The 25250-nt window shown below is 70.5% G+C and carries 21 protein-coding genes; 9 read left to right on the forward strand and 12 right to left on the reverse strand.

Annotation, left to right across the window (positions count from 1 at the left end):
- Positions 1 to 130 precede the first annotated feature (130 nt).
- From PCA76_RS22750 to PCA76_RS22760, 3 genes are all read left to right on the forward strand, one after another.
- Positions 131 to 1612: an aminopeptidase P family protein gene (locus tag PCA76_RS22750; RefSeq protein ID WP_272612510.1), complete on the forward strand. Its 1482-nt coding sequence runs from the start codon at positions 131 to 133 to the stop codon at positions 1610 to 1612.
- A 298-nt stretch (positions 1613 to 1910) separates the two neighbouring features.
- A complete protein-coding gene (locus tag PCA76_RS22755) occupies positions 1911 to 3668 on the forward strand; it encodes a right-handed parallel beta-helix repeat-containing protein (RefSeq protein ID WP_272612511.1) in 1758 nt (585 codons plus the stop codon).
- A 302-nt stretch (positions 3669 to 3970) separates the two neighbouring features.
- Positions 3971 to 5635 (forward strand): hypothetical protein, encoded by a 1665-nt coding sequence (locus PCA76_RS22760; protein ID WP_272612512.1) that lies wholly within the window; start codon positions 3971 to 3973, stop codon positions 5633 to 5635.
- Positions 5636 to 5732: 97 nt separating this feature from the next.
- On the opposite strand, the gene pulA is transcribed toward PCA76_RS22760, so the two are convergent.
- The 5 genes from pulA to PCA76_RS22785 all read right to left on the reverse strand — a co-directional run bounded on the left by pulA (position 5733) and on the right by PCA76_RS22785 (position 14066).
- The gene (gene pulA / locus PCA76_RS22765; protein ID WP_272612513.1) at positions 5733 to 11228 is read right to left on the reverse strand and encodes a pullulanase-type alpha-1,6-glucosidase; all 5496 of its coding nucleotides are present in this window, start codon (positions 11226 to 11228) and stop codon (positions 5733 to 5735) included.
- 121 nt (positions 11229 to 11349) lie between these two features.
- A complete protein-coding gene (locus tag PCA76_RS22770; protein ID WP_272612514.1) occupies positions 11350 to 12027 on the reverse strand; it encodes a cellulose binding domain-containing protein in 678 nt (225 codons plus the stop codon).
- A 101-nt stretch (positions 12028 to 12128) separates the two neighbouring features.
- A complete protein-coding gene (locus PCA76_RS22775; RefSeq protein WP_272612515.1) occupies positions 12129 to 12809 on the reverse strand; it encodes a hypothetical protein in 681 nt (226 codons plus the stop codon).
- A gap of 134 nt (positions 12810 to 12943) precedes the next feature.
- The gene (locus PCA76_RS22780) at positions 12944 to 13333 is read right to left on the reverse strand and encodes a hypothetical protein (protein WP_272612516.1); all 390 of its coding nucleotides are present in this window, start codon (positions 13331 to 13333) and stop codon (positions 12944 to 12946) included.
- Positions 13334 to 13370: 37 nt separating this feature from the next.
- Positions 13371 to 14066: a hypothetical protein gene (locus tag PCA76_RS22785; protein WP_272612517.1), complete on the reverse strand. Its 696-nt coding sequence runs from the start codon at positions 14064 to 14066 to the stop codon at positions 13371 to 13373.
- A 19-nt stretch (positions 14067 to 14085) separates the two neighbouring features.
- Here PCA76_RS22785 and PCA76_RS22790 point away from each other — a divergent pair, with 19 nt between their 5' ends.
- The 3 genes from PCA76_RS22790 to PCA76_RS22800 all read left to right on the forward strand — a co-directional run bounded on the left by PCA76_RS22790 (position 14086) and on the right by PCA76_RS22800 (position 16770).
- Positions 14086 to 14274: a hypothetical protein gene (locus PCA76_RS22790; RefSeq protein WP_272612518.1), complete on the forward strand. Its 189-nt coding sequence runs from the start codon at positions 14086 to 14088 to the stop codon at positions 14272 to 14274.
- A 64-nt stretch (positions 14275 to 14338) separates the two neighbouring features.
- Positions 14339 to 15061, forward strand: a complete 723-nt coding sequence (locus tag PCA76_RS22795) for a dienelactone hydrolase family protein (RefSeq protein ID WP_272612519.1) — start codon at positions 14339 to 14341, stop codon at positions 15059 to 15061.
- A gap of 1049 nt (positions 15062 to 16110) precedes the next feature.
- Positions 16111 to 16770 (forward strand): C39 family peptidase, encoded by a 660-nt coding sequence (locus tag PCA76_RS22800; protein ID WP_272612520.1) that lies wholly within the window; start codon positions 16111 to 16113, stop codon positions 16768 to 16770.
- Between the two features lie 81 nt (positions 16771 to 16851).
- On the opposite strand, the gene PCA76_RS22805 is transcribed toward PCA76_RS22800, so the two are convergent.
- Positions 16852 to 17508, reverse strand: a complete 657-nt coding sequence (locus PCA76_RS22805) for a DedA family protein (RefSeq protein WP_272612521.1) — start codon at positions 17506 to 17508, stop codon at positions 16852 to 16854.
- A 282-nt stretch (positions 17509 to 17790) separates the two neighbouring features.
- Here PCA76_RS22805 and PCA76_RS22810 point away from each other — a divergent pair, with 282 nt between their 5' ends.
- Complete coding sequence (locus PCA76_RS22810) at positions 17791 to 20643, forward strand: aconitate hydratase (protein ID WP_272612522.1); 2853 nt, start codon at positions 17791 to 17793, stop codon at positions 20641 to 20643.
- A gap of 121 nt (positions 20644 to 20764) precedes the next feature.
- Here the strand turns inward: PCA76_RS22810 and PCA76_RS22815 are convergent, their stop codons facing one another.
- Together PCA76_RS22815 and PCA76_RS22820 are read right to left on the reverse strand one after the other, a co-directional pair.
- Positions 20765 to 21010, reverse strand: coding sequence for a hypothetical protein (locus PCA76_RS22815; RefSeq protein WP_272612523.1), 246 nt, complete (start codon positions 21008 to 21010; stop codon positions 20765 to 20767).
- Between the two features lie 60 nt (positions 21011 to 21070).
- Positions 21071 to 21502, reverse strand: a complete 432-nt coding sequence (locus tag PCA76_RS22820; RefSeq protein WP_272612524.1) for a hypothetical protein — start codon at positions 21500 to 21502, stop codon at positions 21071 to 21073.
- 114 nt (positions 21503 to 21616) lie between these two features.
- On the opposite strand from PCA76_RS22820, the gene PCA76_RS22825 reads away from it, so the two are divergent.
- Positions 21617 to 22384, forward strand: coding sequence for a DUF5753 domain-containing protein (locus PCA76_RS22825; protein ID WP_272612525.1), 768 nt, complete (start codon positions 21617 to 21619; stop codon positions 22382 to 22384).
- Entirely contained in the window at positions 22375 to 22563 is a 189-nt protein-coding gene (locus tag PCA76_RS22830; protein ID WP_272612526.1) for a DUF397 domain-containing protein, read from the forward strand. Before PCA76_RS22825 ends, PCA76_RS22830 begins: the two co-directional genes overlap by 10 nt.
- Before the next feature lie 17 nt (positions 22564 to 22580).
- Here PCA76_RS22830 and PCA76_RS22835 read toward each other — a convergent pair whose 3' ends face one another.
- From PCA76_RS22835 to PCA76_RS22850, 4 genes are all read right to left on the reverse strand, one after another.
- On the reverse strand, positions 22581 to 23807 hold the full coding sequence (locus tag PCA76_RS22835) for an RNA polymerase sigma factor (RefSeq protein ID WP_272612527.1): 1227 nt from the start codon (positions 23805 to 23807) through the stop codon (positions 22581 to 22583).
- Positions 23808 to 23835: 28 nt separating this feature from the next.
- On the reverse strand, positions 23836 to 24162 hold the full coding sequence (locus tag PCA76_RS22840) for a YciI family protein (RefSeq protein WP_442930277.1): 327 nt from the start codon (positions 24160 to 24162) through the stop codon (positions 23836 to 23838).
- Positions 24163 to 24266: 104 nt separating this feature from the next.
- Complete coding sequence (locus PCA76_RS22845; RefSeq protein WP_272612529.1) at positions 24267 to 24878, reverse strand: GTP-binding protein; 612 nt, start codon at positions 24876 to 24878, stop codon at positions 24267 to 24269.
- Positions 24859 to 25245 carry a DUF742 domain-containing protein gene (locus tag PCA76_RS22850; protein WP_272612530.1) on the reverse strand — a complete coding sequence of 129 codons (387 nt, stop codon included), beginning with the start codon at positions 25243 to 25245 and terminating at the stop codon, positions 24859 to 24861. The genes PCA76_RS22845 and PCA76_RS22850 overlap by 20 nt, the downstream gene beginning before the upstream one ends.
- Positions 25246 to 25250 lie beyond the last annotated feature (5 nt).

Consider the following 25250-nt stretch of genomic DNA (forward strand, 5'->3'; position numbering starts at 1 on the left):
GGTCATCTTTCCACGGGCGCTGTCGGCCCATCGCAGCCGTCCGTCGATCCGCCCGGCTCCCGGGGGGCGTCACCGCGAACCGGGCGCGCGGTACGGTCGGGACCAGCAACGAAGCGGAGGGAGCGGCGCAATGACCGAGGGACGCACCGACGGTACGCCGACAGACGGCACGGAATCGCACGATCCGGACTTCCCGGAGGCGTTCCTGTCCTTCATGCGGCAAGGTTGGCGCGACACCGCGCTCCCCGTGGCGCCCCGGCCGGAGGTGCCCAACTACGCCAAGCGGCGGGCGGCGCTCTCGGCGGCCTTCCCCGGCGAGACGCTGGTGATCCCCACCGGCGCCGAGAAGGTCCGGGCCAACGACACCGACCACCCGTTCCGGCCGGGCAGTGACTTCGCCTACCTGACCGGCGACCACGACGCGGACAGCGTGCTGGTGTTGCGCCCGAACGGTTCGGGGCACGACGCGACGCTGTACATGCGGCCCCGGTCGTCCCGGGAGACCGATGAGTTCTTCCGCAGCCGCAACGGTGAGCTGTGGGTGGGCCGGCGGCACACACTCAGCGAGAAGTCGACCGAGCTGGGCCTGCCCACCGCCGACCTGACCGGCCTGGAGGCGACGCTCGCCGACCTGGCGCCGGGGCGTACCCGGGTGCTGCGCGGTTTCGACACCCAGGTGGACGCGGCCGTCCGCCCGTACGACGGGGTCCGCACCAAGGGACAGCCGGCCCGGGACCGGGAGCTGGCGATCGCCATCTCGGAGATGAAGCTGGTCAAGGACGAGTGGGAGATCGGCCAACTCCAGGACGCGATCGACGCCACCGTACGCGGCTTCGAGGACGTGGCCCGGATCCTTCCGGCGGACCGCGCCGTCTCGGAGCGGCTGCTGGAGGGTGTCTTCGCGCTGCGGGCCCGGCACGACGGCAACGACGTCGGGTACAGCTCGATCGTCGGTGCCGGCGAGCACGCCACGATCCTGCACTGGGTGCACAACCACGGTGCCACCCGGCCGGGTGACCTGCTGCTGATGGACATGGGCGTCGAGGGCCGAAACCTCTACACCGCCGATGTGACGCGGGTGCTGCCGGTGAGCGGCCGGTTCACCGCCCTGCAGCGCCAGGTCTACGACATCGTGTACGCCTCACAGCAGGCGGGCATCGAGGCCATCCGGCCCGGGGTGAAGTTCAAGGATGTCCACCTGACCTGCATGCGGGTGCTCGCCGAGGGCCTGGCCGAGCTGGGTCTGCTGCCGGTGAGCGTGGACGAGGCGATGGACGAGAAGTCGACCGTCTACCGGCGATGGACGCTGCACGGCTTCGGCCACATGCTCGGCATCGACGTGCACGACTGCTCGAACGCCCGCAAGGAGACCTACCGCGATGGCGCGCTGGGCGAGGGCTACGTGCTCACCGTCGAGCCGGGGCTGTACTTCCAGCCGGAGGACGAGTTGGTCCCCGCCGAGCTGCGCGGCGTCGGCATCCGGATCGAGGACGACGTGTTGGTCACCGCGACCGGCGCGGTGAACCTGTCGGCCGGGCTGCCCCGCACCTCCGACGAGGTGGAGATCTGGCTGGCCGAGCAACGTGAGGCTGGCCCGCGCCTGCCCGGCTGACTCCGGCACCCATACCGACCCTCGGCGGACCTCGCCGCCGGGCCGCGACGTTTCGACGTCCGCGCGCTCGGCGTCGGGGTCCGTCGGTGTTTGCGCTGGTCAACCCCTTTCCGCCGACCCGAACCGCTTGGCCGCCCTCAGCTGACCTGGGCCAAATGCGTGGTTATCTCGGATACGTCCGCATCACGAAGATGGTTCTCATACGGTGGGGATCAGAGGCTGCAACCTATTTGTAGCTGGTCGTGGCGCCTCGGGCGGTGCGACCCCGTCTGGTAGCAGGAAAGGGCGGAAGGCTCTGATGTCCAACGACGTAACGAGTACCGACGGCGGGGCCTCGACAGCTCCGCCGACACGACGACGACGGGTCCTCTGGGTCGCCGGCGTGGCCGGGCTGACCGGCGTGGTCGGCCTGGCGGCCCTCGGCGGCCTGGCCGCCAGGGACGACAAGCCCAGCTCCGACAAGGTGTCCGACGCGCAGTCGTCGACCAACCGGCAGAACGTCAGCGACGCCGGCGGCGCGGACGACAAGGGCGCCAAGGATGACGTCGCAGGGGACGACGAGTGGAGCGGCGACGGCTGGAGCGGCTTTGACGACCAGTCCGGCAAGGACGACAAGGGCGGCGACAAGGGCGGCGACAAGAACGACGAGAAGGACCGCGCCAAGCAGGTGCCGTGCGACACCGACAAGCTGATCCAGGAGATCGTGTTCGCCAACAGCAGGAACGGCGGCGTACTGGAGCTGGCCAAGGGCTGCACCTACAACCTGACCCGCAACGACTACGAGGGCAACGGCCTGCCGGTGATCACCGAGCGGATCACGCTCAAGGGCGAGCACACCACCATCGGCCGCGACGCCACCGCCGACTACTTCCGCATTCTCAACGTCGGCCCGGGCGGGCACCTCACCCTCAAGGGTTTGAGCATCAAGGGTGGCCAGACCCTCCAACGGGCGATGACCATGGACGCGGCGACGGTCTGGGCGCCGTACTCGGCCCTGGTCCGCTCCACCGCGTCCGGCGTGGAGGCCAAGCCCGCAGCGGCAGTCAAGGCCCCGGCAACAGTGGCTGCCAAGCCCGCGGCAACAGTGGCTGCCAAGCCCGCGGCAACAGTGGCTGCCAAGCCCGCGGCAACAGTGGCGGCGAAGCCGGCGGGTGCCGGGCCGGCGGCGGTGCCGCTCGTGGAGGAGCCCGGATTCAACGACGGCGCCGGGGTTCTGGTGCAGCCCGGTGGTCGTGCGGAGATCCTGGACAGCGAGTTGCTCTACAACCAGGCCGGTGGCAACGGCGGCGGGCTGGCCAACTTCGGCAGCACGAAGCTCAGCAAGACGACGGTGGCGCACAACACCGCCTTCTTCTACGGCGGCGGCATCTTCAATGCCGGGGTGCTTCAGGTCGATGAGTCGAAGGTCAAGGACAACACCGGGATCATCGGCGGCGGCGGCATCTCCAACGGCGCTGCCCGGATCTTCACCGACGACGTCGACGGCGGTTCGGTCTGGGTCTACAAGAGCGAGATCACCGACAACGAGACGCTCGGCTTCGGCGGCGGCGTCCTGGACGTCGGGGGCACCACGACGTTGCACGACACGACGGTCAGCGGCAACACCGCGGTCCTCGCCGGTGGCGGTGTCGCGGTGGCCGACGGTCAGCTCACCCTCAAGAACGCCACGGTGGCCAAGAACAGCACTGCTGGCGTGGGTGGCGGCCTGGCGGTGGCCTTCGACAGCACCGCGACCGTCGAGAACACCAAGATCAAGGACAACACCGCCGGGTTCTTCGGCGCCGGCCTCTTCAACGAGGACAGCGTCACCACGCTGCGCGACAGCGAGGTGGTGGGCAACCGGGCCATCGGTCCGCTGGCCCGCGGTGGCGGCATCTACAACACCCACGGGGGCGAGGTCAGCCTCCACCGGACGAAGGTGGCGCACAACTTCGCCACTCGTGCGCCCGGGGGCATCTTCAACCAGCTCGGCAGCACGGTGACCCTGGACGACAAGTCCGCGGTGACCGCCAACCGGCCTACCAACTGCGAGAACGTTCCGGACTGCTTCGCCTGATCGGGTGGGGCTGATCCACATAGAGAGGGTGCGCCCCTCCGAGCCGCTCACGGCCCGGAGGGGCGTACCTGTTTGGGCAGCCCACAGGCTCGCCACCCGGGTTGGGCGATCAGGTGCCATCCCGGGGCCTCCAGGCACTCCTGGAGGGAACATGAACCTAATGTGGGGTTCTTTCGGATAAGCCCGCCAGGCGAGGAACATTCTCATACGGTGTTTTTGGGAGCTACAACCGATTTGTAGCAGGGGACGTCCGTCTGACGGCGGCGACCCTGTCTGGTACGAGGAGAGGGCAGAGAGCTCCGATGTCCAACTACCTAACGAACAACGAAGCCTCCGGGCGTGCGACGGCCAAGCGCCGCCGCAAGCTCTGGCTCGCCAGTGGCGTGGCCGGTTTGACGGGCGTGATCAGTCTCGCGGCGGTGGGCGTCGCGGGCAGCGCCGGAGCGGGCGGCCTGAACTGGAACACCGCGCAGGTCACCAAGGACGGCGACCAGCGGGGTGACGAGGCGCGCGACTGGGACAAGGACCAGGACAAGAACAAGGACCGGGACAAGGACCGGGACAAGGACAAGGACAAGGACCACGAGCGCGGGAAGGAGGTGCCCTGCGACACCGACAAGCTGATCCAGGCCATCGTGTTCGCCAACAACAAGCACGGCGGCGTGCTGGAGCTGGCCAAGGGCTGCACCTACAACCTGACCCGCAACGACTACGAGGGCAACGGCCTGCCGGTGATCACCGAGCGGATCACGCTCAAGGGCGAGCACACCACGATCGTCCGCGACGCCACGGCCGACTACTTCCGGATCCTCAACGTCGGCAGCGGTGGGCACCTCACCATCAAGGGCCTGACCATCAAGGGCGGCCAGACCCTCGAGCGGTACCTGCCCGTCGAGCCGGCAGCGGTCTGGGGGGCCTACTCGGACTCCGAGGCGCTCGCCGCGCAGGTGAAGGCCGGCGTCCCGCTGAACCAGGCGCTCACCACGCGGCAGGCCAACCCGAAGGCGGCGCTCAAGGCCGCGCCGAAGGCCGCGCTCAAGGCCGCGCCGGCCGCTCAGGGGGGCGTCGTCACGCCGCTCGTCGAGCAGCCGGAAGACACCGACGGTGCCGGCATCCTGGTCCAGCCGGGCGGCACCGCCGAGATCCTGGAGTCCGAGGTCGTCCTCAACCAGTCGGGCGGCAACGGCGGCGGCGTGGCCAACTTCGGCACCACGAAGATCTGGCACAGCACCGTCACCCGTAACACCGCCTTCTTCTTCGGTGGCGGCGTCTTCAACGCCGGCCTGCTCAAGGTCGAAGAGTCGAAGATCACCGACAACACCGCCGTCATCGGTGGTGGCGGTATCTCGAACGGCGCCGCTCGGATCTTCACCGACGACGTCGATGGCGGGACGATCGAGCTCAAGAAGGCCGAGATCAACGACAACGAGACGCTCGGCTTCGGCGGCGGCCTCCTCGACATCGAGGGCAACACCACCGCGTACGAGACCAAGTTCGTCTCGAACACCGCGGTTCTCGCCGGCGGCGGTATCGCGGCGGCGGACAGCCAGCTGAACCTGCACCAGGTCGCGGTCGAGAAGAACAGCACCGCCGGCGTCGGTGGCGGTGTGGCCATCGCCTTCGACAGCGCGGTCACGTTCGAGAAGAGCACCATCAAGGACAACACCGCCGGCTTCTTCGGCGGCGGGTTGTTCAACGCCGACAGCGTCACCACGCTGCGCGACAGCGAGGTTGTCGGCAACCGGGCCATCGGCCCGATCGGGGTCGGCGGCGGCATCTTCAACATCTTCGGCGAGGTCAACCTGTCGAGGACGAAGGTCGCCCACAACTTCTCCACCTTCGCTCCGGGCGGTGTCTTCAGCTTCTTCGGAGAGGTGAACGTGGACAACAAGTCCGCGATCACCGCGAACCGTCCGACCAACTGCCTGGCTATCCCGGGCGGCACCATCGAAAACTGCTTCGCTTGATCACCCTCGGGTGACGTGCGGCCGGGAACGGCGGCACGACGGGCAGGCAACCGAACCGGCCCCCTTCCGCAGGACGCGGAAGGGGGCCGGTTCACGGTTACTTCTGGACGAAGACCGCCACGCTGCGCGCCGGGACGGTGAACGTTCCGGCCGCCCGGTCGAACGAGGCCGTACGCAGCGCCGCGTCGGCCGAGTCGACCAGCACCGGGTGCAGTGCCACGTCCGCCCCCCGCAGACCGGTCAGCGTCTGCTTCGCCGTCTCCGGGGTGCCGTTGAAGACGACGGTCACCGACTTCCACGTCCCGCCCAGCCCGCGAGCGTCCAGGGTCATGGTCAGCACTCCCGGCGTCTCCTGCGCCCCGGAGAGCGGGAACGCCACCCGCTGCTGCACCTGCTCGGCGGTGGCCAGCCCGAACACCGGCGACGACGCCCGGATGCGCAGCAACTCGGCGTACCGGGCGTCAGTGGTGTTGATCGCCGCGCAGTCCGGCACCAGCGCCGGGTCCGCCAGCAGGGGCTTCGCGTACGACCACTTGTCCTCGTTGTCCTGCGCCGGCGGCAGACCGGCGCCGAACCCGTTGCCCCGTTCGCAGCCCCAGCGGATCTGGTTGAACCAGTCACCGGAGTTGTACGAGTTGCGGTCCAGCGACTTCGACCGCAGCCGTTCGGTGCCGGCGGTGACGAACCCGGTGCCCTGTCCCAGCACCACCGTGCCCAGCGCCAGCACCTGCATCCGGGAGCGGTCCGCCGCCGTGGTGGCCTGCGGCAGTTTGTACGCCAGCGCGTCGTACAGGATCTCGTTGTCGTGCGCGTCGGCGTAGGTGACGGCCTCCCCCGGCGCGGCGGTGTAACCGGCCGGGGAGCCGTTGTAGTCCACCTGCGCCCCGGTGACCTGCTGTCCGGCGGTGTCGGTGAACCGGTATCCGCGCAGGTTGCCGGTCAGACCCACCTTGATCAGGTCGTGGGCGTGCAGCAGCCGGGCCTTCTGCTCGGCTGGTGACCCGTTGACCGCGTCGCCGTTGGGGTCGGTGTAGAGCCCGGAGGCGAAACCCTGCACGCGCGGGTTCGTGTCGAACGGTCCACCGCCGCGCACCGCGTCGCGGAGCCGGTCGTTGAAGGTGCCGATGCCGGTGCCCGCCATGTTGGCCTGGGTGGCCTGCACGAAACGGGCGTCGTTGGCGACCTCGCCGAAGTTCCAGCCCTCGCCGTAGAGCAGGATCGACCTGCCGTCCACGCCGTCGCGGGCGACGGTCAGGCGGTCCAGTGCCCTGCGAACGGCCAGGATGTTCGCCTTCGGGTGGTGACCCATCAGGTCGAACCGGAAACCGTCCACCTTGTACTGCTTCGCCCAGGTGACCAGCGAGTCGACGACAAGTTTGCCCATCATGGCGTGCTCCGGCGCGGTGTTGGCGCAGCAGGTGGAGTTGGCCACCGTGCCGTCCTCCAACAGCCGCTGGTAGTAGCCGGGCACGATCTGGTCAAGTACCGACTTCGCGTCGGTGCCGGCCGCCGACGTGTGGTTGTAGACCACGTCCATGACCACCCGCAGGCCGGCGTCGTTCACCCCGGCGACCATCCGCCGGAACTCGGTGGTCCGCGCCGCGCCGACCGGGTCGACGGCGTAGCCGCCCTCGGGCACGGTGTAGTGCAGCGGGTCGTACCCCCAGTTGTAGCCGTCGTTCTCGGCGACGACGGCCACGCACTTCTGCTGCTCCGGCGAGTCCGGCGGGAGCGCCGCCAGGTCGCAGGCCGGCTGACGCTGGTCGGCCCGCTTCTCCGGAATCGTCGCGAAGTCGAACGCCGGCAGCAGGTGCAGGTGGGTGACACCGGCGTCGCCGAGCGCCGCCAGGTGGGTCATGCCGGCGGACTTCGGGTCGCTGAAGGCGAGGAACGTGCCCCGCCGCTCGACCGGCACGGTGTCGTCGGCGATCGAGAAGTCCCGCACCGACAGCTCGGAGATCTGCGCCTTCGCCGCAGGCATCGGCGCCGGTTTGCGCAGCGTCCGCCAACCCGCCGGGGCCAACGCCGCGTCGTTCAGGTCGACCAACTGGCTGTGCGTGGAATCCGCGGCGAGGGCCACCGAGTACGGGTCGGTCACCGACGCGGTGACCATCTTCTGCGCGGCCGGCTGCCACGCCTGCACCTCGTACCGGTAGTACTTCCCGGTCCAGGTGTGGTTGCCCCGCGCCGACCAGACGCCGGTGCGGTCGTCGCGGCGCATCGGCACCGCCCTCGGCGGGGCGGTGGGCGAGTCGAACAGTTGCAGCGTCACCGTCCGGGCGGTCGGCGCCCACAACGCGACGCTCGGCGTCCGGTCCGCGAACGTCGGCCCGAGGGTGGCGTCGGCGGCCTGCGCGTACACGTCGTCGAGCACGCCGGGGATCTGCACGCCGGTCGCCGCGAGCAGGGCACCCGAAGCGTCGCGCTCGGTGACCAGCAACTGCCCCCGCAGCGCCGCCGGGACCTTGGCGAGGTCCGCCCGGTCCAGGGCGAAGCTACGGTACGACCACAGGTGCGGGAACGCGGTGCGCTGGGCCTCGGTGAGCCCGTTGCGCTGCGCCCGCAGCGGCAACGTGGCGTACGTGCCGGTCAGCGCCCCGTCGACCACGCTGACGCCGCCGGTGGGTGCGGCGACCAGCGCGTACGTCCTGCCGTCGGTCGGTGGGGTCTGCCACGCCACGGTGGACCGGTCGATCCAGTGCGCCTTCTGCTTGCTGATGTCGGTGTCCCCGCTGGCGCTGGTGGCTGTCGACGGCAGTAACCGGCCCGGTGTGGCGGCGAGCAACCACACCTCGCGGCCCGCGCTGGCGAAGTCGAGCCGCTGGTCGTCTGGCAGGTCCTTGGTGTCGCCCTGGTGGATGATGTAGTTCAGCCCGGTCGCGCCGGCTGCCAGCGGCACCCGGAACACCGCCCCGAACGCGTCGACGGACGTCGGCCGCAACGGCGCGGACCACTCGGTCGGGTTGGCGGCGCCATCCCACAGGTGCAGGCCCCAGCCGTCGTAGTTGCCGTCGGCCCGCCGGTAGTGGATCACGGCGGTGCCCTCCTCGACCGGCGGGGCCGGCTCACCGGTGGCCGCCTGCCTGCTCGGGTAGATCGCCGGGTCGCCCTGCTTGAGCCAGATCTCACCGGTGGACGTGACGTCGATGCTGCGGTCCTGGGCGACGTCCTTGTTGCCGTCGGAGTCGACCACGAGGAAGCTCACCGACGTCGCGCCCGGCTTGAGCTTCACCCAGGCGAACCGGCCGTAGGAGTCCTCTCCGGCGAACGGCTGCCCCTTGGGCCACTCGGTGACGTACGCCGGGTCGATGTCACCCCAGGCGTACAACCCCCAGTCGTCGTACCCACCGGCGGGGCGCTGGTAGTGCACCACCGCCCACTCCCGCGACTTGCCCTGCGGCGGTGTGCCCACGATGGCGGTGGACCGGGCGGTGGCGGTACGCCCGCGGCCGTCGCGGACCACCGCCTTGTACTCGACCCGGGTGCCGCCGGCCAGGCCGGTCAGGTCGTGCTGCACGGTGTACGGCGCGTGGTCGGCGCTGCCCAGCAACGTCCACCGGCCACCCGCGACCCGGGCGGCGACGGTGACGGTGGCCAGCGGGTCACCGGTCACCTGGGCGGTGACCGCCGCCCGGGTGGCGACCGGCACGTCCGGCGCGGGCGCGGTGATGGTGATGCGCGGCGCGGCGGTCGGGCGTGCGACGGGAGTGCCGGCGCGGTGGACCACCGCCGACAGCGGCGGCACGGTCAGGGTCAGCCTGCCGTCGGCGCCCGCCGTGGCGGTCTGGCTGCCGCCGTAGATGCCGGTGAACGTGGCGCCGGCCGACCAGGTGTCCACGGTGACAGTCTGCGCCGTGTCGGCGTTGTTCACCGCCACCACGTACTCGGTCCGGTCGCCGGGGGCGATCCGGGAGGCGGCGAATACGCCCGGCCCGTCGGCGGCGTAACGGGTGACCTGCACGCCGTCGCGCAGCGCCGGGTGCGCCTGGCGCAGCCGGCCCAGCTCGGCGATGGTCCGATACAGCGGGTGGCCGGTGTCGAACTGGTCGCTGGCGTGGGTGCGGTCGGTGCCGAGCAGGTCGTCGTCGAGGTAGTCGGCGACCGACGATGCGAACATGTCCTGCCGGGCGTCCTTGTCCCCGCCGGGGCCGGTGAAGCCCTGCTCGTCGCCGGAGTAGATCACCGGCTGGCCGCGGGTCAGGAACATCAGCTGGTGCGCGAGCTGGTCGCGGCGCAGATGGCTGGCCGGGTCGGTGCCACCCCCGGCGACGAACGAACCGATCCGGCCCATGTCGTGGTTGCCGAGGAAGGTGGTCAACCGGCCGGCGTCGGTGTCCCGGGCGGCGTAGAGGTCGTCGCGGGCGTACACGTCGGCGAGCGCCTTCGCCGAGCCGGCGCCGGCGGTGTAGCCGCGCGCGGCCTCCTGGAAGGCGAAGTCGAGGGTCGCCGGCAGACCACCCTGTCGGACGTAGCTGGAGCTGATTTCCGGGTCGGCGCTGTACACCTCGCCGAACATGAAGAAGTCCTTCTTGCCTGCCTTCTCGGCGGCCCGCTCGATCCCCTGGCTGAACTGCGGCCAGAAGTCCATGTTGACGTGCTTGACGGTGTCCAACCGGAAACCGTCGACGCCGGTCGCGCCGATCCAGTCCCCGTACGCCTTGGTCAGCCCCTGGACCACCTCGGGGCGCTCGGTCCACAGGTCGTCGAGGCCGAAGAAGTCGCCGTACTCGCTGTTCTCGCCAGCGAAGGTCGAGTCGCCCCGGTTGTGGTACATGGTGGCGTCGTTCAGCCAGGCCGGCACCTTGACGGTGGCGTCCTTCGGCTCGGCGAACGTCGGGGTGTACGGGAACGACTGCTGGTCGACCGCCGGGAAGGCGCGGCTGCCGTCGGCGTAGTTGCGGTCCTCGAAGGCCCGTCCCTGCGCGTCGGTGTACGGCGAGGTCGCCTTGTCCACGTACGCATAGGTGTTCTCGGCGTACTTGATGACGTCAGCGGTGTGGTTGACGATCACATCGAGGTAGATCTTGATGCCGCGCTGGTGGGCGAGCTTGACCAGCCTCTTCATCTCTTCGTTCGTGCCGAAGTGCGGGTCCACCTGGGTGAAGTCGGTGATCCAGTAGCCGTGGTAGCCCGCCGAGATGTCGTTGCCGGCACCCTGCACCGGCCGATTCTTGAAGATCGGGGCGAGCCAGATGGCCGTGGTCCCCATCCCCTGGATGTAGTCCAACTTGTCGATGACGCCCTTGAGGTCGCCGCCGTGGTAGAAGCCCTTGTCGGTCGGGTCGAGCCCGGTGGCCAGCCGGTCACCGGCGAGGCCACCACGATCGTTGCGGGGGTCACCGTTGGCGAACCGGTCCGGGAGGACGAAGTAGAACTGCTCGGCCCGCGCCGAGTTACCGCCCGCCTTCAGCAGTTCCTCGGCCGTGGGCTCAGCGCGCCACTGGGTCGCACCGCCAACGGCGAGGAAGGCACTGCCGGGTGGTTGGGCGGCCGCGGCGGCGGGTGGCACGGCGACCGGAGTGCCGACGAGCGTGAGAGTGAGCAGGGAGACGAGGGCCAGCAGGGCGGTGCGCGGTATCGGCGGGGGTTTCATCGACGCCTTCCTCTGGTCGCTGATTGGCCGCACGCTAACCCTTGCCGAAACATTCTGCAATACCTTGCAAACATGGTCGCAACAAAGCAGCATCCTTGCGGAAGCGCCCTGGCCGCGCCGCTCAGAACCCGCTGCAGCGCACCCCGTCGACAGTGCACTCCCGTGGCGTACCGCTGGTCCGTTCCAGATGGAACCGCAACGACACGGAACCACCGGGCCGCACGTCCACCCCACTGACGTACGTGAAGCCGCCGTCGGTCTGCCGGAGCGTCCCCTGTGGTACGCCCTCCACCCAGGTCGTCACCAACCGCCCACCGGAGAACTCCAACCGCACCGTCCAACCACGGCTCTGGGCAGACGAGTTGACCATCGACACCTCGCCGATGAAGCCCCCGTCGAAGGTTTGCACCACCCGGTACCGTCCACTCACCGCCGGCTGACCCTGCGGAGCCCGGCTCGGCGACCGCGTCACCGTCGGCGCGCCCGTCCGGCCGGCCGGCGGTGACACCGAACCGGCCGTGGCACTCGGCGGCAGCCCGCTCGCACGCCCGGACAACCCCGGCCGCACCGGCGCCGACGCCGGGCCCGGAGCGCTCGGCGCGGCCACCACCGACGGCGGCGGCAACGCCGGCGGCAGCGACGCACCACCCGGCGCGGGACTACGCCCCCGGTACGCGCCCAACGCCACGAAGAGCAGGACCACCATCACGACGACACCAGCGCCCACCACGATCCAGGGCGACGACACGATCGCGACCGGACCGTTCGACAGTCGCGGGGCGCGACGCATGCCGGACATGTACCTCCCTCAGCGGACCGTCCGGGCAGCGTATCGACCGGCAGGCCGCCCGGGGAAGCGCCGACGACGCACCCGCGCCGCGCCACCAACCCGCCTCCGACTCAGCCGAGCCGACAGTCGACCCCGTTGATCGTGCACCGCAGCGGCCGCTCCGCCGACTCACCCCAGCCGAGGCGCAGCCGCAACGTCCGAGAATCACCAGGGTCCAGCGAACGGGTGCCGCGCAACACGAACTCGCCGTTCCCGCGCCCCCGCACCGAAACTCCCGAGTCGTCAGCGACGCGCAGAGCCCACATGTCGTCGTCGAACGCCAACTCCACCAACCAGTCCACCGACCGACTCGAATCGTTGGCGATCGACAGCACCGCCGCGTCCCCGTCCCAGCCGTTCGTACCGACCTGGTACCGGGCGCTGACCGTGTCGTCCGCCGGCACCGCCAACAGCGGTGAGGCGCTCGTCCGTCCCGGAGTCACCGAACCGGCCACAGTGGGCCTCGGCGACGGCGCCCGACTGCTGCGCGACGGCCGTGGCGACACCGAGCGCCGCTCCACACCGGCCGGAGTCGGCCCACCCGTGGCCGACGCGGCGGCCGGCACCGTCGGCAAAAACACCGGAGGCGCGGCCTGCGGCGGGGCATCCCGCTCCCTGGTCCGGAACGACAGCAGCGCGACCACCAAAAGCACCACCAGCGCACACACACCGAGCAGCACCACGACCCACGGCATCGATGCCAACACCCGGGCCGCCCGCGCCCCTGCCACACCATCCGGCCGCACCGCCATCAGGTCTCCCCTCGTCCCCACCGACGCGACAGCGTAGCCAGCACCGGGCAAACCGGAAACCAGGCGGGTACGGATCCGACCGACCGGTTGGTCCGCTCCGGAAAACGGCTCGGCCTGCGGACGATCCCGGTCGGTCAGCCCGTCCGGACGACCGTGCAGATGGCCGGCCCATCATCCGAGGTACGCAGCAGATAGCGGTACCGCTCCCCCGGCACCGCCTGCCCCCGGCTGTCCAGGAACTCCCACTCCACCGCCACCATCGTCAGCAGCGCGGACACCGGCTGCACATCCTCGATCCGGGCATGCGCCGCAATCAGCTCCCGGTCCTGGTAATCCGGTGCGGCGCCCACGAACGACAACGCCACCGCCGCCGGCGACGAGAACGAGAAGCTGTACGTGTCCGCCACCACCAGACCTGGCAGGGCGTAACAGCCAGCGATGGCCGGCACGTCGCCGGAGGTCAACGCCACGCCGTACCGATCGAAGAAGTCGGCCAACGTGTCAAGATTCGTGGAGGCGGTCACGGCGACAGCAATTGCCAGTCGCCGCCCAGGTCAAACCTCAACGCGGCGGCACCCGCACCTCGATCTCCGAGCCCAGGCGGGCGTCCGCCACCAGACCCAGGTCGTCCCCACTCCAGAACCGCCCCGGGTCATACCAGTTCGGACGCCGGCCCGCCGGCAGCAACCCCATCGCCTCATAGGTCACCGCCACCACCTCGGCGCAGTACGCCGTCTCCAACGCCCGATCCCGCTCCCCCGGAGAGCTGGCCGGGGTCGACCGAGGCGCCGGCCGGCCGGGGCGCGGCAGCGCCGGCAGGCCGGGGAGCGGCAGCGCCGGCACCCGACCACGCACCCACCGCCACGCCAACTGGGCCGTCGACGGGAACGGCGTGCCATCCAACCGCGCGATCGTACGCAGCACCGCCCGCTCCATCTCCCCGTCCGCCGGCGGATCAAGCTGCCGCAGCCAGGCCCGTTGGCCGTACCGGTTGGCCCAGACACCAACCGCGTCCCGCAGGTCGTGCAGCTGGACACCGCGCTGGTGCGTGCCCGACCACAGATCCGGCAACGACCGGCCCAACTCCGCGTGCCACATCAACGGTGGCATGTCATCCAGCACCACCGCCATCCCGACGTGGTTGACCGGGCTGTTGGTGGTGAACTGGATCGCCCGGTCCGGCACGCTGCGACCCCGGAACACCCACACGTCACCGGTGCGGGTCAACTCGACGGCCTCATCCAGGCTGATGCTCATGAGGGTCTAGCCTAGGCCGATGCGGCAACGAATGCGGTGGTGGAAGGTCCTCGGGCTGGCCGGCCTCGCCGGCGTCGCGGCCTCCGGCGTGGTCATCGCGCGGGCCGAACGACGTCGACGCGCGTACACCCCCGAGGAAATCCGGCAGCGGCTCCTGGAGCGGCACGCCCAGGCCGGCGACGCCGCGAAGCCCACCGACCAGGCCTGACCACTCTCCCCGCTGGACGGTCAACGGGGCAGCTGGGCGGGCTGATGATCGATACCATCGGGGCATGACGACGCCCGTCGCACAACGGCCCTTCGTCCTGTCCACCCCCGCCGCGCCAATCGAACGGCACGGCAGCGTCGACCTGCACCTCCCCACCCGCACCGATCCGGCACCCGCCGTCGTGGTGGTGCACGGCGCCCCACTGCCACCCGGTGTGCCCGACCCCCGCGACTGGCTGCTCTACCGCGGCTACGGCGCGCTGCTCGCCGACAGCGGCGTGGTCACCGCGTTGGTCAGCTACCAGGTGGCCGACCTGTCGGCGCTGCCCGCCGCAGCCGACGACATCGCCGCGATGGTCGACCAGGTCCGCGCCGACCCCCGGGTCGACGCCGAGCGGGTGGTGCTGTGGTTCTTCTCCGGAGGGGGCCTCTTCGCAGCCGACTGGCTCCGCAGCGCGCCGCCATGGCTACGCGGCATCGCGCTGACCTACCCCCTGCTCCTCCCGTTTCCCGGATGGGAGGTCGACACGCGGTTCCTGCCCGTCGAGGCGCTCGCCTCCGGTCGGGACGTTCCACTGGTGTTGACCCGGGCCGGACAGGACATCCCCCCGGTCCTGGCCGGCATCGACGCGTTCCTCCCGGCAGCGGCCGCGCAGGGCTGGCCGATGCAGGTGATCGAGGTGCCGGACGGGCAGCACTCCTTCGAGATCGTCAACCACACTCCCCAGTCGGAAGCGGCCGTCCTGGCCGCCCGCGATGCGGTCCTCGACCTGCTCGACGCACCCTGACCGCTGACCGCTGACCGCGTCCCGCGCCCGCCGTCCCGCGCCCGTCGCCCGTCGCCCGTCGCCCGTCGCTCACCGTCCCGCCCGCCGTCCGCCGTTCCGCGCCCGCCGTCCGCCGTTCCGCGCCCGCCGTCCGCCGTCCGCCGTTCCGCGTTGACGTTGGCGGCCGGCTGTCGTCCGGTTCCGCCAGCGGGCAGGTGGTTGGTGCGCCTGTCTCGCATGATCGTGCTCGATCCTGGTTGTAGTGGCTTCATTCGCGGCCGAGGGCCCTATTTCCCGGATCGAGCACGATCTTGGGTTCTCCAGCGGGGCGGCGGGGCAGCGGGTCGCGCGCTGGTGGACTGGGGCGTTGAGCCGGGGCGTTGGGCTGCGCGTGGGTTGGGCGGTGTGGGTGGGTTGTCACGTTCTGGTGTGAGCGATTGCCGCCGCGTTGGCTGTTCTGTTCGGGTGGCGTGTCCGTTTTCGGGTGCGGCCCATGTGGTTTCGTCGGGCGCTGACCTTCGGCCTTGATGGGTGCCCTCGGTGACCGGTGGGCGTCTGTTGCGTTCTTCGGGTGGTCATGATCGGCGCAGTTTCAGGGATGTTGCTGTCTCCGCGGGTCGTGAGGCAGCAGTTTCGGTGATTGTGTGCGGATCTTGGCCGGGGTGGGGTTTGGTGCCAGTTGGGGGTTGGTGTCTGGGTCGGTGTGCGCCCGGGTGCGGTGGGTTGTCCGGTTTGGGGTTGGGTGTCCTGTGGTCGGGTCCACTCCGGTGGTGGAATCGGCGGCGGGTCGGGGGCGTTATACCTGGCATACCGCCACGGCCTCCGGGCTTTGGCGTGCGGCGCCCGAGCCGGGAACACCCTGCGGGCCGCCACAGTTACATCCCCCGTAGCCGCGAGCGACGATGGTTGCGCCCAGCCGGGAACACCCGCCGGGCCGCCACGGTTACATCCCCCTGAGACACCCGACGCCGGCCCCCCGGGGCCGCCGGGCAGATCCCCTTGGACTTCTTCGTGCAGCCCGCCACCCCCCTGGTGTGTTGCGCACCCCCGATGCAGAGGAGCACGCCATCATGCGTACCGATCTGATTCGTAAGACCGCTCTGACCGCTGCTGGGCTCGCCTTCACCGGCGGCGCGATCGTCGGCCCCGTGAGCGCCGCGTTCGCCGCCCCCACCACCGCCAAGCCGGCCGGTCAGACGCAGACCGACCGCAAGAACGGTGAGCGGGAGTTGGGTGTGCGCTACGAGGCGCAGCCGAACTTCTACTACTGCGGTCCCGCCGCGACCCGTAACGCCCTGAGTGTGCAGGGCAAGAACATCAACGTCGACGACATGGCCAAGGAGATGGGCACCACCGAGGCCGGCACCAACTCCATCAACGACATCACCCCGGTGCTGAACAAGGAGACCGGTAAGGCCGACGCCTACCACTCCGTGGAGATCAGCACCCCCGCCGCTGACGCCAAGCAGACCGACAAGCTGCGCACCGACGTCATGACCACCGTCGACGACGGCCGGGCCGTGGTCGCGAACATCGCCGGCACCAGCACCGACACCGACGGCACCACCCACTCCTACGAAGGTGGGCACTACATCAGCGTCGTCGGCTACCGCGACAACGGCCAGACCGTGAAGATCGCCGACTCCGCCGACCCGAACACCGCCTCCTACTGGATCAGCGTCGAGCACCTCGCCGACTGGATCGCCACCCGCGGCTACTCCACCAGCTGACCCACCAACACAACACCGAAGGGCCGGACCCCCCACCACGGGGGCCCGGCCCTTCGGCATCGGTCAAGCGTCGACCAACAGTCAGGTTTCGCTGCTCGCGCGGACCGGCTCGGCGTCCGGGGTCGGCTCGGTCGCCTCGAACCGGTGGGCCCGTCGGCGCAGCCACCAGGTGCTGGCGAGACCGGCGAGCACCGCGAGGACGAGACCGGCCCAGGAGATGTCCTTGAGCCAGTGCTCGGCCGCCCGGCCGACGGAGAACAGCAGGTAGGTGGTGCCGAACGCCCAGACCAGGCCGCCTGCCGCGTTCGCCAGCAGGAACCGCCGGTACGGCACGCGCAGCGCCCCGGCGAGCGGGCCGGCCAGGATCCGCAGCAGTGCCACGAACCGACCGAAGAAGACCGCCCAGACGCCGTACCGGGCGAAGCTCTGCTCTGCCTTGGCGAGTTGAGCGGGGCCGAGGTGGCGGGGGAAGCGCCGGCCCAGTCGGGCCAGCAGTGGGCGTCCACCGCGACGGCCCACCGCGTACCCGATGGAGTCGCCGACGATCGCGCCGGTGGCGGCGGCCGTGGCCACCCATTCCGGTTCCACCACTCCCGTGGCGGCGAGCAGGGCGGAGCTGACCAGGACGATCTCGCCGGGCAGCGGGATGCCCATGCTCTCCACGCCGATCACCCCGCCGACGAGCAGGTAGACCGCGATCGGCGGCAGCGACACGAGCCAGTGCTGGACGTCGAACAACGGTTGACTCCTTTGCTGGCCGGCTTTGAACCCTACCTTCGGCGGGCCGAACGCAGGTGCCGCCGAAGCACGCGGCCGTGGGCGCCCGCACCCGCACACCCCGTAGGCCGTCCTAGGAGGCTAGGGGTGGAGGTGGAGCCGGGGAGCTGACGCTCGGGTTGCACAACTAGCAAGACGGACGTACGGTTTTGTAGAGAGCGGAATCGGCGGTAAGTGTCACCTAACCTCGGCGGCACCCCGACCGGTGCGACAGACTGCTCAGGACTACTCACGGTCGCTGGTGTGAAGGAGTACGACGTGGCGAGCCTCGACACCTTCGGTGCGAAGACCCAGCTACGCGTCGGAGACGCGAGCTACGAGATTTTCAAGATCGACAAGGTGGACGGTCAGGCCCGGCTGCCGTACAGCCTGAAGATCCTGCTGGAGAACCTGCTGCGGACCGAGGACGGCGCGAACATCACCGCCGACCACATCCGCCAGCTCGGCGGGTGGGACCCCACCGCCGCCCCGAGCGTCGAGATCCAGTTCACCCCGGCGCGGGTGCTCATGCAGGACTTCACCGGTGTGCCCTGCGTGGTCGACCTGGCCACCATGCGCGAGGCCGTGCGTGACCTGGGCGGCGACGCCACCAAGGTCAACCCCCTCGCCCCGGCCGAGCTGGTCATCGACCACTCCGTCATCGCCGACCTGTTCGGTCGCGCGGACGCCTTCGAGCGCAACGTCGAGCTGGAGTACGAGCGCAACAAGGAGCGCTACCAGTTCCTGCGCTGGGGCCAGTCCGCGTTCAACGAGTTCAAGGTCGTCCCGCCGGGCACCGGCATCGTGCACCAGGTCAACATCGAGTACCTGGCTCGCACCATCATGGAGCGCAACGGCCAGGCGTACCCGGACACCGTGGTCGGCACCGACTCGCACACCACGATGGTCAACGGCCTGGGCGTGCTGGGCTGGGGCGTCGGCGGCATCGAGGCCGAGGCCGCGATGCTCGGCCAGCCGGTCAGCATGCTGATCCCCCGGGTCGTCGGCTTCAAGCTGCACGGCGAGATGCCGGCCGGCACCACCGCCACCGACCTGGTCCTGACCATCACCGAGATGCTGCGCAAGCACGGTGTGGTCGGCAAGTTCGTCGAGTTCTACGGCCCCGGCGTGAGCGCCGTACCGCTGGCCAACCGGGCCACCATCGGCAACATGTCCCCGGAGTACGGCTCGACCGTGGCGATCTTCCCGATCGACGCGGAGACGATCCGCTACCTGGAGCTGACCGGCCGCGACGCCGCGCAGGTCGCGCTCGTCGAGGCGTACGCCAAGGAGCAGGGCCTCTGGCACGACCCGGCGGCCGAGCCGGCCTACTCGGAGCGCCTGGAGCTGGATCTCAGCACCATCGAGCCGTCGCTCGCCGGCCCGAAGCGCCCGCAGGACCGGGTGCCGCTGGGCGCTGCGAAGACGCTGTTCCGTTCCGCGCTGACCGACTACGTGGCCGACGACTCCGTGGGTGAGCGCGACCTGAAGCCGGGCGTGCCCCGCGAGGAGCTGCCGCGCGGCGCCAACGGCCCGGCCGACGAGGCCAGCGCCGAGTCCTTCCCGGCCAGCGACCCGCCGGCCAACGAGTTCAGCGACCCGGCCGACGAGCCGCGCGACCTGGAGACGGCCGCGGTCGGCTCCGGCGGCCGGGCCACCAACCCGGTCCGGGTCACCAGCCCGGACGGCGTCGAGTACGAGTTGGACCACGGCGCCGTGGTGATTGCCGCGATCACCTCCTGCACCAACACGTCCAACCCGCAGGTGATGATCGGTGCCGCGCTGCTGGCCCGTAACGCGGTGGAGAAGGGCCTGACCCGCAAGCCGTGGGTGAAGACCACCCTGGCGCCCGGCTCGAAGGTCGTCATGGACTACTACGAGCGGGCCGGCCTCACGCCGTACCTGGACAAGCTCGGCTTCAACCTGGTCGGCTACGGCTGCACCACCTGCATCGGCAACTCGGGCCCACTGCCCGAGGAGGTGTCCGCCGCGGTCAACGAGCACGACCTGTCGGTGGTCTCGGTGCTCTCGGGCAACCGGAACTTCGAGGGCCGGATCAACCCCGACGTCAAGATGAACTACCTGGCGTCCCCGCCGCTGGTGGTCGCCTACGCCCTCACCGGCACCATGGACATCGACCTGGCCAACGAGCCGATCGGTGAGGACACCGAGGGCAACCCGGTCTACCTGCGCGAGATCTGGCCGAACAGCGCCGAGATCCAGGACGTCATCGCCCAGGCGATCGGCGCCACCGGGTTCAGCGCGGCGTACGCCGACGTCTTCGCCGGTGACGAGCGGTGGCAGTCGCTGCCCACCCCGACCGGTGACACCTTCGCCTGGGAGAACGACTCCACCTACGTGCGCAAGCCCCCGTACTTCGAGGGCATGCAGCGCGAGCCGCAGCCGGTCGTCGACATCTCCGGCGCTCGGGTGCTGGCCAAGCTGGGTGACTCGGTGACCACCGACCACATCTCGCCGGCCGGCTCGATCAAGGCCGACTCCCCTGCTGGCACGTACCTCGCCGAGCACGGCGTACCGCGCCACGAGTTCAACTCGTACGGCTCCCGCCGCGGCAACCACGAGGTGATGATCCGGGGCACCTTCGCCAACATCCGGCTACGCAACCAGCTGGTGCCCGGGGTGGAGGGCGGCTTCACCGTCAACCACCTCACCGGCGAGCAGACCTCGATCTACGACGCCTCGTCGGCCTACCAGGAGGCCGGCATCCCGCTGGTCGTGCTGGCCGGCAAGGAGTACGGCTCGGGCTCGTCGCGGGACTGGGCGGCCAAGGGCACGATGCTTCTGGGCGTCCGGGCGGTCATCGCCGAGTCGTACGAGCGGATCCACCGCTCGAACCTGATCGGCATGGGTGTGCTGCCGCTGCAGTTCCCGGTGGACACCACCGCCGAGTCGCTCGGGCTCACCGGCACGGAGACGTTCACGTTCACCGGGGTGACCGCCCTCAACGACGGCGAGACCCCGCGCACCGTGCACGTCACTACCGACACCGGCGTCGAGTTCGACGCGGTGGTCCGGATCGACACTCCGGGTGAGGCGGACTACTACCGGCACGGCGGCATCCTGCAGTACGTGCTGCGCCGCATGATCGCCAACTGATCGCGTACGGCTGGTCGAAGGCCGCTCCCGCTTCGGCGGGGGCGGCCTTCGCCGTTCGAGCCGAGGAAGGCTTGCGGTCAGAGCGCTCGGCGTCGAACGGCACGGGCGGGATGCCAGCCGGTCACGCCGGTCCGCTCCGGGTGTCCGGGAGCGCGAGGGCAGCCAGCCGTTGGTCTATCGCCGCATCCACCTGCCGCATCTCGTAGCCACGTAACCGCCGTCGCAGGCTGGCCGCCCGAAGCGCGTCTCGCGCGGCAGCCCGTGACACAGCGCTGTCGGTAGCCAGAGCCCCGTCGACCTCGGCAAAGAGACTCTCGACCTGACGCATGTCATAACCGCGCAGAGCAAGTTCGAACGGCAATTTCATGCGGCCACCATATCGGTCGCCGGCTAGTGTCCAACAGGGATGCGCGACAGGGGTGGACCCTCAGCGCAGCCGCAGCGCGACCGCGCGGGCCTCCTCGTCGGTGAGGGGCAGGAACCAGAGGAAACGGCGGACGATGGCGACCGGATCGGGGCCGCCCGGCTGGCCGCGCAGGTCGCGGATCGCCCGGCGGGTGATCCGCGAGAACTCGGGGATCAGGGTCGCGCGGCGGGCGGCGTTGGTCGGGATCGCGCGCAGCGCCGGGCAGGGCCAGTCATGACCGCAGGCGTCGCACGTCCACAGAGGGCCGCCGGCGGTGTGCGCGACAGGCGGGCCGCACCGGGACCGCCAGCGTGCTTCGGGTACGACGTTCGCTGGGCGACCCGGGCCACGGTACGGAGGGTGCCGTGGCCCGGTCGGGCGGGTCAGGCTCGGCCGGACCGGCGGCGGACCGCCCGTCGGCTTCGGGTGGTTCCGGGGCTTGTCCTCGGGCATCCTGCGCTCCCTCCGCGGTGCTGTCTCCACAACACACTGCCGAGGGTTGCCAAGCGATCACACCGCGTAGAAGTATCTCCTCTCGACGTCTGGAACGTTCTGGGAGGGGTGGAGATGAATCGAGCCGTACAGGCGGCGATGGCCGAGAGGGGTCACACAGCGGACAGTCTCGCTGCGCAGATTGGTGTCGATCCGAAGACGGCCGCGAAATGGGCGAGCACGGGACGAATTCCACAGACGCGTCATCGCGCCCGGGTCGCCGAGGTGCTCGGTCGGAACGTCGACGAGCTGTGGCCGGACGCGCTGAAGCGCCGGACGCCGGCCTGGTTTCGACCCTGGGCCGAGATCGAGCGCGACGCTCTGTCGCTGCGGTCGTTTCAGCTCGCGTGGATACCGGGCCTCCTTCAGACGAAGGCGTACGCGCTGGCGACGCTGGTCGGTGAGGCGCTGACGCCGGCCGAGGCCGACGATCTCGCCGAGGCGCGGCTCAGCCGGCAGGCCATCCTGCGACGGGAACGCCCGCCGCTGCTCGTCGCGGTCCTCGACGAGGGAATCCTCCGGCGCACCCTCGACGGCGACCGGGCCATGATGCGGGAGCAGTGCGAGCGGCTGGCCGAGCAGGCCGCGCTGCCGAACGTGTCGCTGTTCGTCGTGCCCGCCGACGTCGGTATGTATCCGGGTCTCGGTGGGCCGTTCACCGTGGCCGAGATGCCGGACGGGGCGCGGGTCGCGCACGTCGACAGCCAGGCGCAAGCGCAGCTCATCGACAAGGCGGCCGACGTTGCTACGCTCGACCGACGGTGGGAACGCATTCGTGATGGAGCCCTGTCGCGTGCGCAGTCCCTCAACCTCATCAGAGAAGCGGCAGCATCATGGATCTGACCGGCGCTCGGTGGCGCAAGAGCACCAGGAGTGGCAACAACGGCGGCGACTGCGTCGAGGTGGCCGACAACCTCGCGGGCGTCATCGGCGTACGTGACTCCAAGGACCCGGCTGGTCCGACGCTCGCCTTCGACCCGGCGGCCTGGGCCCGATTCCTGGCGATGGCCAAGCGCGGCTGACCAACTGTCCTACCCGGTCAGTTCGTCAGCCCGGTCGAGCAACGCACGGCGCTCCGCCGCCGAGCCGACCGTCGCCGCCGCCTGGCGGAACAGACTGGCGGCGCGCGTCCGGTCGCCCTGCCGGGCCACCAGGTCGGCCTCCACGGCCACGGCGAGCGGGTTGCCGTCCAACCCTCCCCGGCGCGCGCCGCTTCGAGCAGGCCCAACCCGGCGGCCGGCCCGTACGCGTAGCCGTGCGCGACCGCGCGGTTGAGCGCGATCACCGGTGAGGCCCGGATGCCGATCAGCGCGTCGTAGGCCCGTGCGATCGCCGGCCAGTCGGTGGCGTCGACGGTCGCCGCGGTGGCGTGGCAAGCGGCGATCCGGGCCTGCCACGCGTACGGCCCGTCGTGGCGTACCCGGTCGAGCGCGGCCAGGCCCTCGGCGATGGCGGCGCGGTCCCACCGGCGGCGATCCTGTCGCTCCAGGGTGAGCAGGGTGCCTTCGGCGTCGCGGCGGGCGTCCCGGCGGGAGTGCTGGAACAGGAACAGGGCCAGCAGCGCGGCGACCTCGGACTGCTCGGGCATCAGCAGGTCGAGCAGCCGGGCAAGCCGGACTGCCTCGTCGGCGAAGGCCGGCTCGCCGTCGGCGACGTAGCCTCGGGTGAACAGCAGGTACAGCACGGCGAGGACGCCGGGCAGCCGCTCGGTCAGTGCCGGCCCGCTCGGCACCCGGTAGGGGATGCCGGCCTGCGTGATGCGGGTCCGGGCCCGGGTCAGCCGTCGGGTCATCGTCGAGTCACTGACCAGCAGGAGCCGGGCGATGTCGGCGGTCGGCACACCGCAGACGGTCCGCAGCGTCAGCGCCACCCGGGCCTCGATCGCGAGCGCCGGGTGGCAGCAGGTGAAGATCAGGCGTAGTCGGTCGTCCGCCACGTCCTCCCCCACCTCAGGGTCGGGCTGCGCGTCCGTGGGCGTGAGTAGCGCCAGGTCGTGCAGCTTGCGGCGCTCCACGGTGGCCCGACGCAGCACGTCGAGTGCCCGGTTGCGGGCCACCGTCATGAGCCAGCCACCCGGGTTGGTCGGCACACCGTCGGCGGGCCAGCGCTCCAGGGCGACGGCCAGCGCCTCCTGGGCGCAGTCCTCGGCCAGCGCCCAGTCCCCGGTCACCCGGATCAGGGTCGCGACGATCCTGGGGTACGCCTCGACGCCAGCGGCCGCGACGGCCTCCGCCGCCGCCGCGCCGGCCGGTGCCTGGGTGCGCATCGGCCGGCGCCGCGATGTGGACAACCCGTCAGGCGGGCAGGTCCGCGAACGGGCGCAGTTCCAGCCGCCCGTGGCGGGCCATCGGGTGTGCCCGCGCCACCTCGATCGCCTCGTCCAGGTCAGCGCAGTCGAGCAGGTCGAAGCCCACGATCACCTCAGTGGTCTCCGCGAACGGCCCCTCGGAGACGAGCAGCTCGCCGGCGCGTACCCGGACCGTGGTGGCCGCGCTGGTCGGAGCCAGCGGGTCGCCGTCGAGGCGGCGACCACGGGCGTCGTTCTCAGCCACCCACTTGTCGATGTCGGGTACGTCGGTCGGGTCGGTGTCCGGCTCGCTGTCGGTGCAGACGAACATCATGTACTTCATCTGGTCGCTCCCTGGTGTCTTCGGGTATCGCCAGCATGACGATCGGCCGAGGCCATTCCGGACAGCCTCCACCGGAAAACCTCGCCGATCATCGGTCAGTTGTCGCCGGCGGCGCGGCGGCGGGCCTCGCGGGTCTTCATGGCGTGCTCCATCAGCGTGACGAGCACCTCCTTGCTGGACTCCCGCTGCCGGGCGTCGCAGAGCAGCACCGGCACCCCCGGGTCCAGGTTCAGCGCGGCCTGCACCTCGTCGAGCCGGTAGTGCCGGGCGCCCTCGAAGCAGTTCACCGCGACCACGAAGGGCGTGCCCCGGCCCTCGAAGTAGTCGATCGACGGGAAGCAGTCGGCGAGCCGGCGGGTGTCAGCAAGCACCACCGCGCCGATGGCGCCCAACGCCAGCTCGTCCCAGACGAACCAGAACCGGTCCTGCCCGGGCGTACCGAACAGGTACAGCACCAGGTCATCACTGATGGTGATCCGGCCGAAGTCCATGGCCACGGTGGTGGTGGTCTTACCCTCCACCCCGGACAGGTCGTCGATGCCGACCCCCGACTCCGTCAGCACCTCCTCGGTGCGCAACGGCCGGGTTTCGCTGACCGCGCCGACCATGGTCGTCTTGCCCACACCGAAACCGCCAGCGACCAGGATCTTGATCGCGGTGGGCAGTGGGGTCGCTCCCGCCGGCCGGTCAGAGTGCCCGTAGTCCATTGATTACCGCCTCGAAGATGCTGTTGTCGGGAAGTCCGGCCGTGGTCTGCGGCTCGCGGACCTGCACCAGGCTGCGGGCCGCCAAATCACCGAGGAGCACCCGGATGGTGCCCACCGGCAGGTCGAGATGAGCGGCGATCTCGGCGACGGACTGTATGCGCTGACACAGCCCGACGATCGCCAGGTGCTCCGGACCGATACCGACCTCCGGCGTGACCTCGGCTCGGGTCGCGGTGACCAGGGAGATCAGATCGAACGTGCCGGTGACCGGGCGGGCCCGACCGCGCGTCATCGCGTACGGACGCACCACCGGACCCGCATGGTCATCCACCCACTGATGGTCTGCGGACTCCCCCTGGACCGTCATCGCCG

The organism is Micromonospora sp. LH3U1, from assembly GCF_028475105.1.
In the GTDB taxonomy this organism is placed as follows: Bacteria; Actinomycetota; Actinomycetes; order Mycobacteriales; family Micromonosporaceae; genus Micromonospora.

Excerpts from the sequence above, each read along its gene's own strand:
- PCA76_RS22750 (WP_272612510.1), top strand. The coding sequence starts at position 131 with ATGACCGAGGGACGCACCGACGGTACGCCGACAGACGGCACGGAATCG.
- PCA76_RS22755 (WP_272612511.1), top strand. The coding sequence starts at position 1,911 with ATGTCCAACGACGTAACGAGTACCGACGGCGGGGCCTCGACAGCTCCG.
- PCA76_RS22760 (WP_272612512.1), top strand. The coding sequence starts at position 3,971 with ATGTCCAACTACCTAACGAACAACGAAGCCTCCGGGCGTGCGACGGCC.
- pulA (WP_272612513.1), bottom strand. The coding sequence starts at position 11,228 with ATGAAACCCCCGCCGATACCGCGCACCGCCCTGCTGGCCCTCGTCTCC.
- PCA76_RS22770 (WP_272612514.1), bottom strand. The coding sequence starts at position 12,027 with ATGTCCGGCATGCGTCGCGCCCCGCGACTGTCGAACGGTCCGGTCGCG.
- PCA76_RS22775 (WP_272612515.1), bottom strand. The coding sequence starts at position 12,809 with ATGGCGGTGCGGCCGGATGGTGTGGCAGGGGCGCGGGCGGCCCGGGTG.
- PCA76_RS22785 (WP_272612517.1), bottom strand. The coding sequence starts at position 14,066 with ATGAGCATCAGCCTGGATGAGGCCGTCGAGTTGACCCGCACCGGTGAC.
- PCA76_RS22790 (WP_272612518.1), top strand. The coding sequence starts at position 14,086 with ATGCGGCAACGAATGCGGTGGTGGAAGGTCCTCGGGCTGGCCGGCCTC.
- PCA76_RS22795 (WP_272612519.1), top strand. The coding sequence starts at position 14,339 with ATGACGACGCCCGTCGCACAACGGCCCTTCGTCCTGTCCACCCCCGCC.
- PCA76_RS22800 (WP_272612520.1), top strand. The coding sequence starts at position 16,111 with ATGCGTACCGATCTGATTCGTAAGACCGCTCTGACCGCTGCTGGGCTC.
- PCA76_RS22815 (WP_272612523.1), bottom strand. The coding sequence starts at position 21,010 with ATGAAATTGCCGTTCGAACTTGCTCTGCGCGGTTATGACATGCGTCAG.
- PCA76_RS22820 (WP_272612524.1), bottom strand. The coding sequence starts at position 21,502 with ATGCCCGAGGACAAGCCCCGGAACCACCCGAAGCCGACGGGCGGTCCG.
- PCA76_RS22825 (WP_272612525.1), top strand. The coding sequence starts at position 21,617 with ATGAATCGAGCCGTACAGGCGGCGATGGCCGAGAGGGGTCACACAGCG.
- PCA76_RS22830 (WP_272612526.1), top strand. The coding sequence starts at position 22,375 with ATGGATCTGACCGGCGCTCGGTGGCGCAAGAGCACCAGGAGTGGCAAC.
- PCA76_RS22835 (WP_272612527.1), bottom strand. The coding sequence starts at position 23,807 with ATGCGCACCCAGGCACCGGCCGGCGCGGCGGCGGCGGAGGCCGTCGCG.
- PCA76_RS22840 (WP_442930277.1), bottom strand. The coding sequence starts at position 24,162 with ATGATGTTCGTCTGCACCGACAGCGAGCCGGACACCGACCCGACCGAC.
- PCA76_RS22845 (WP_272612529.1), bottom strand. The coding sequence starts at position 24,878 with ATGGACTACGGGCACTCTGACCGGCCGGCGGGAGCGACCCCACTGCCC.
- PCA76_RS22850 (WP_272612530.1), bottom strand. The coding sequence starts at position 25,245 with ATGACGGTCCAGGGGGAGTCCGCAGACCATCAGTGGGTGGATGACCAT.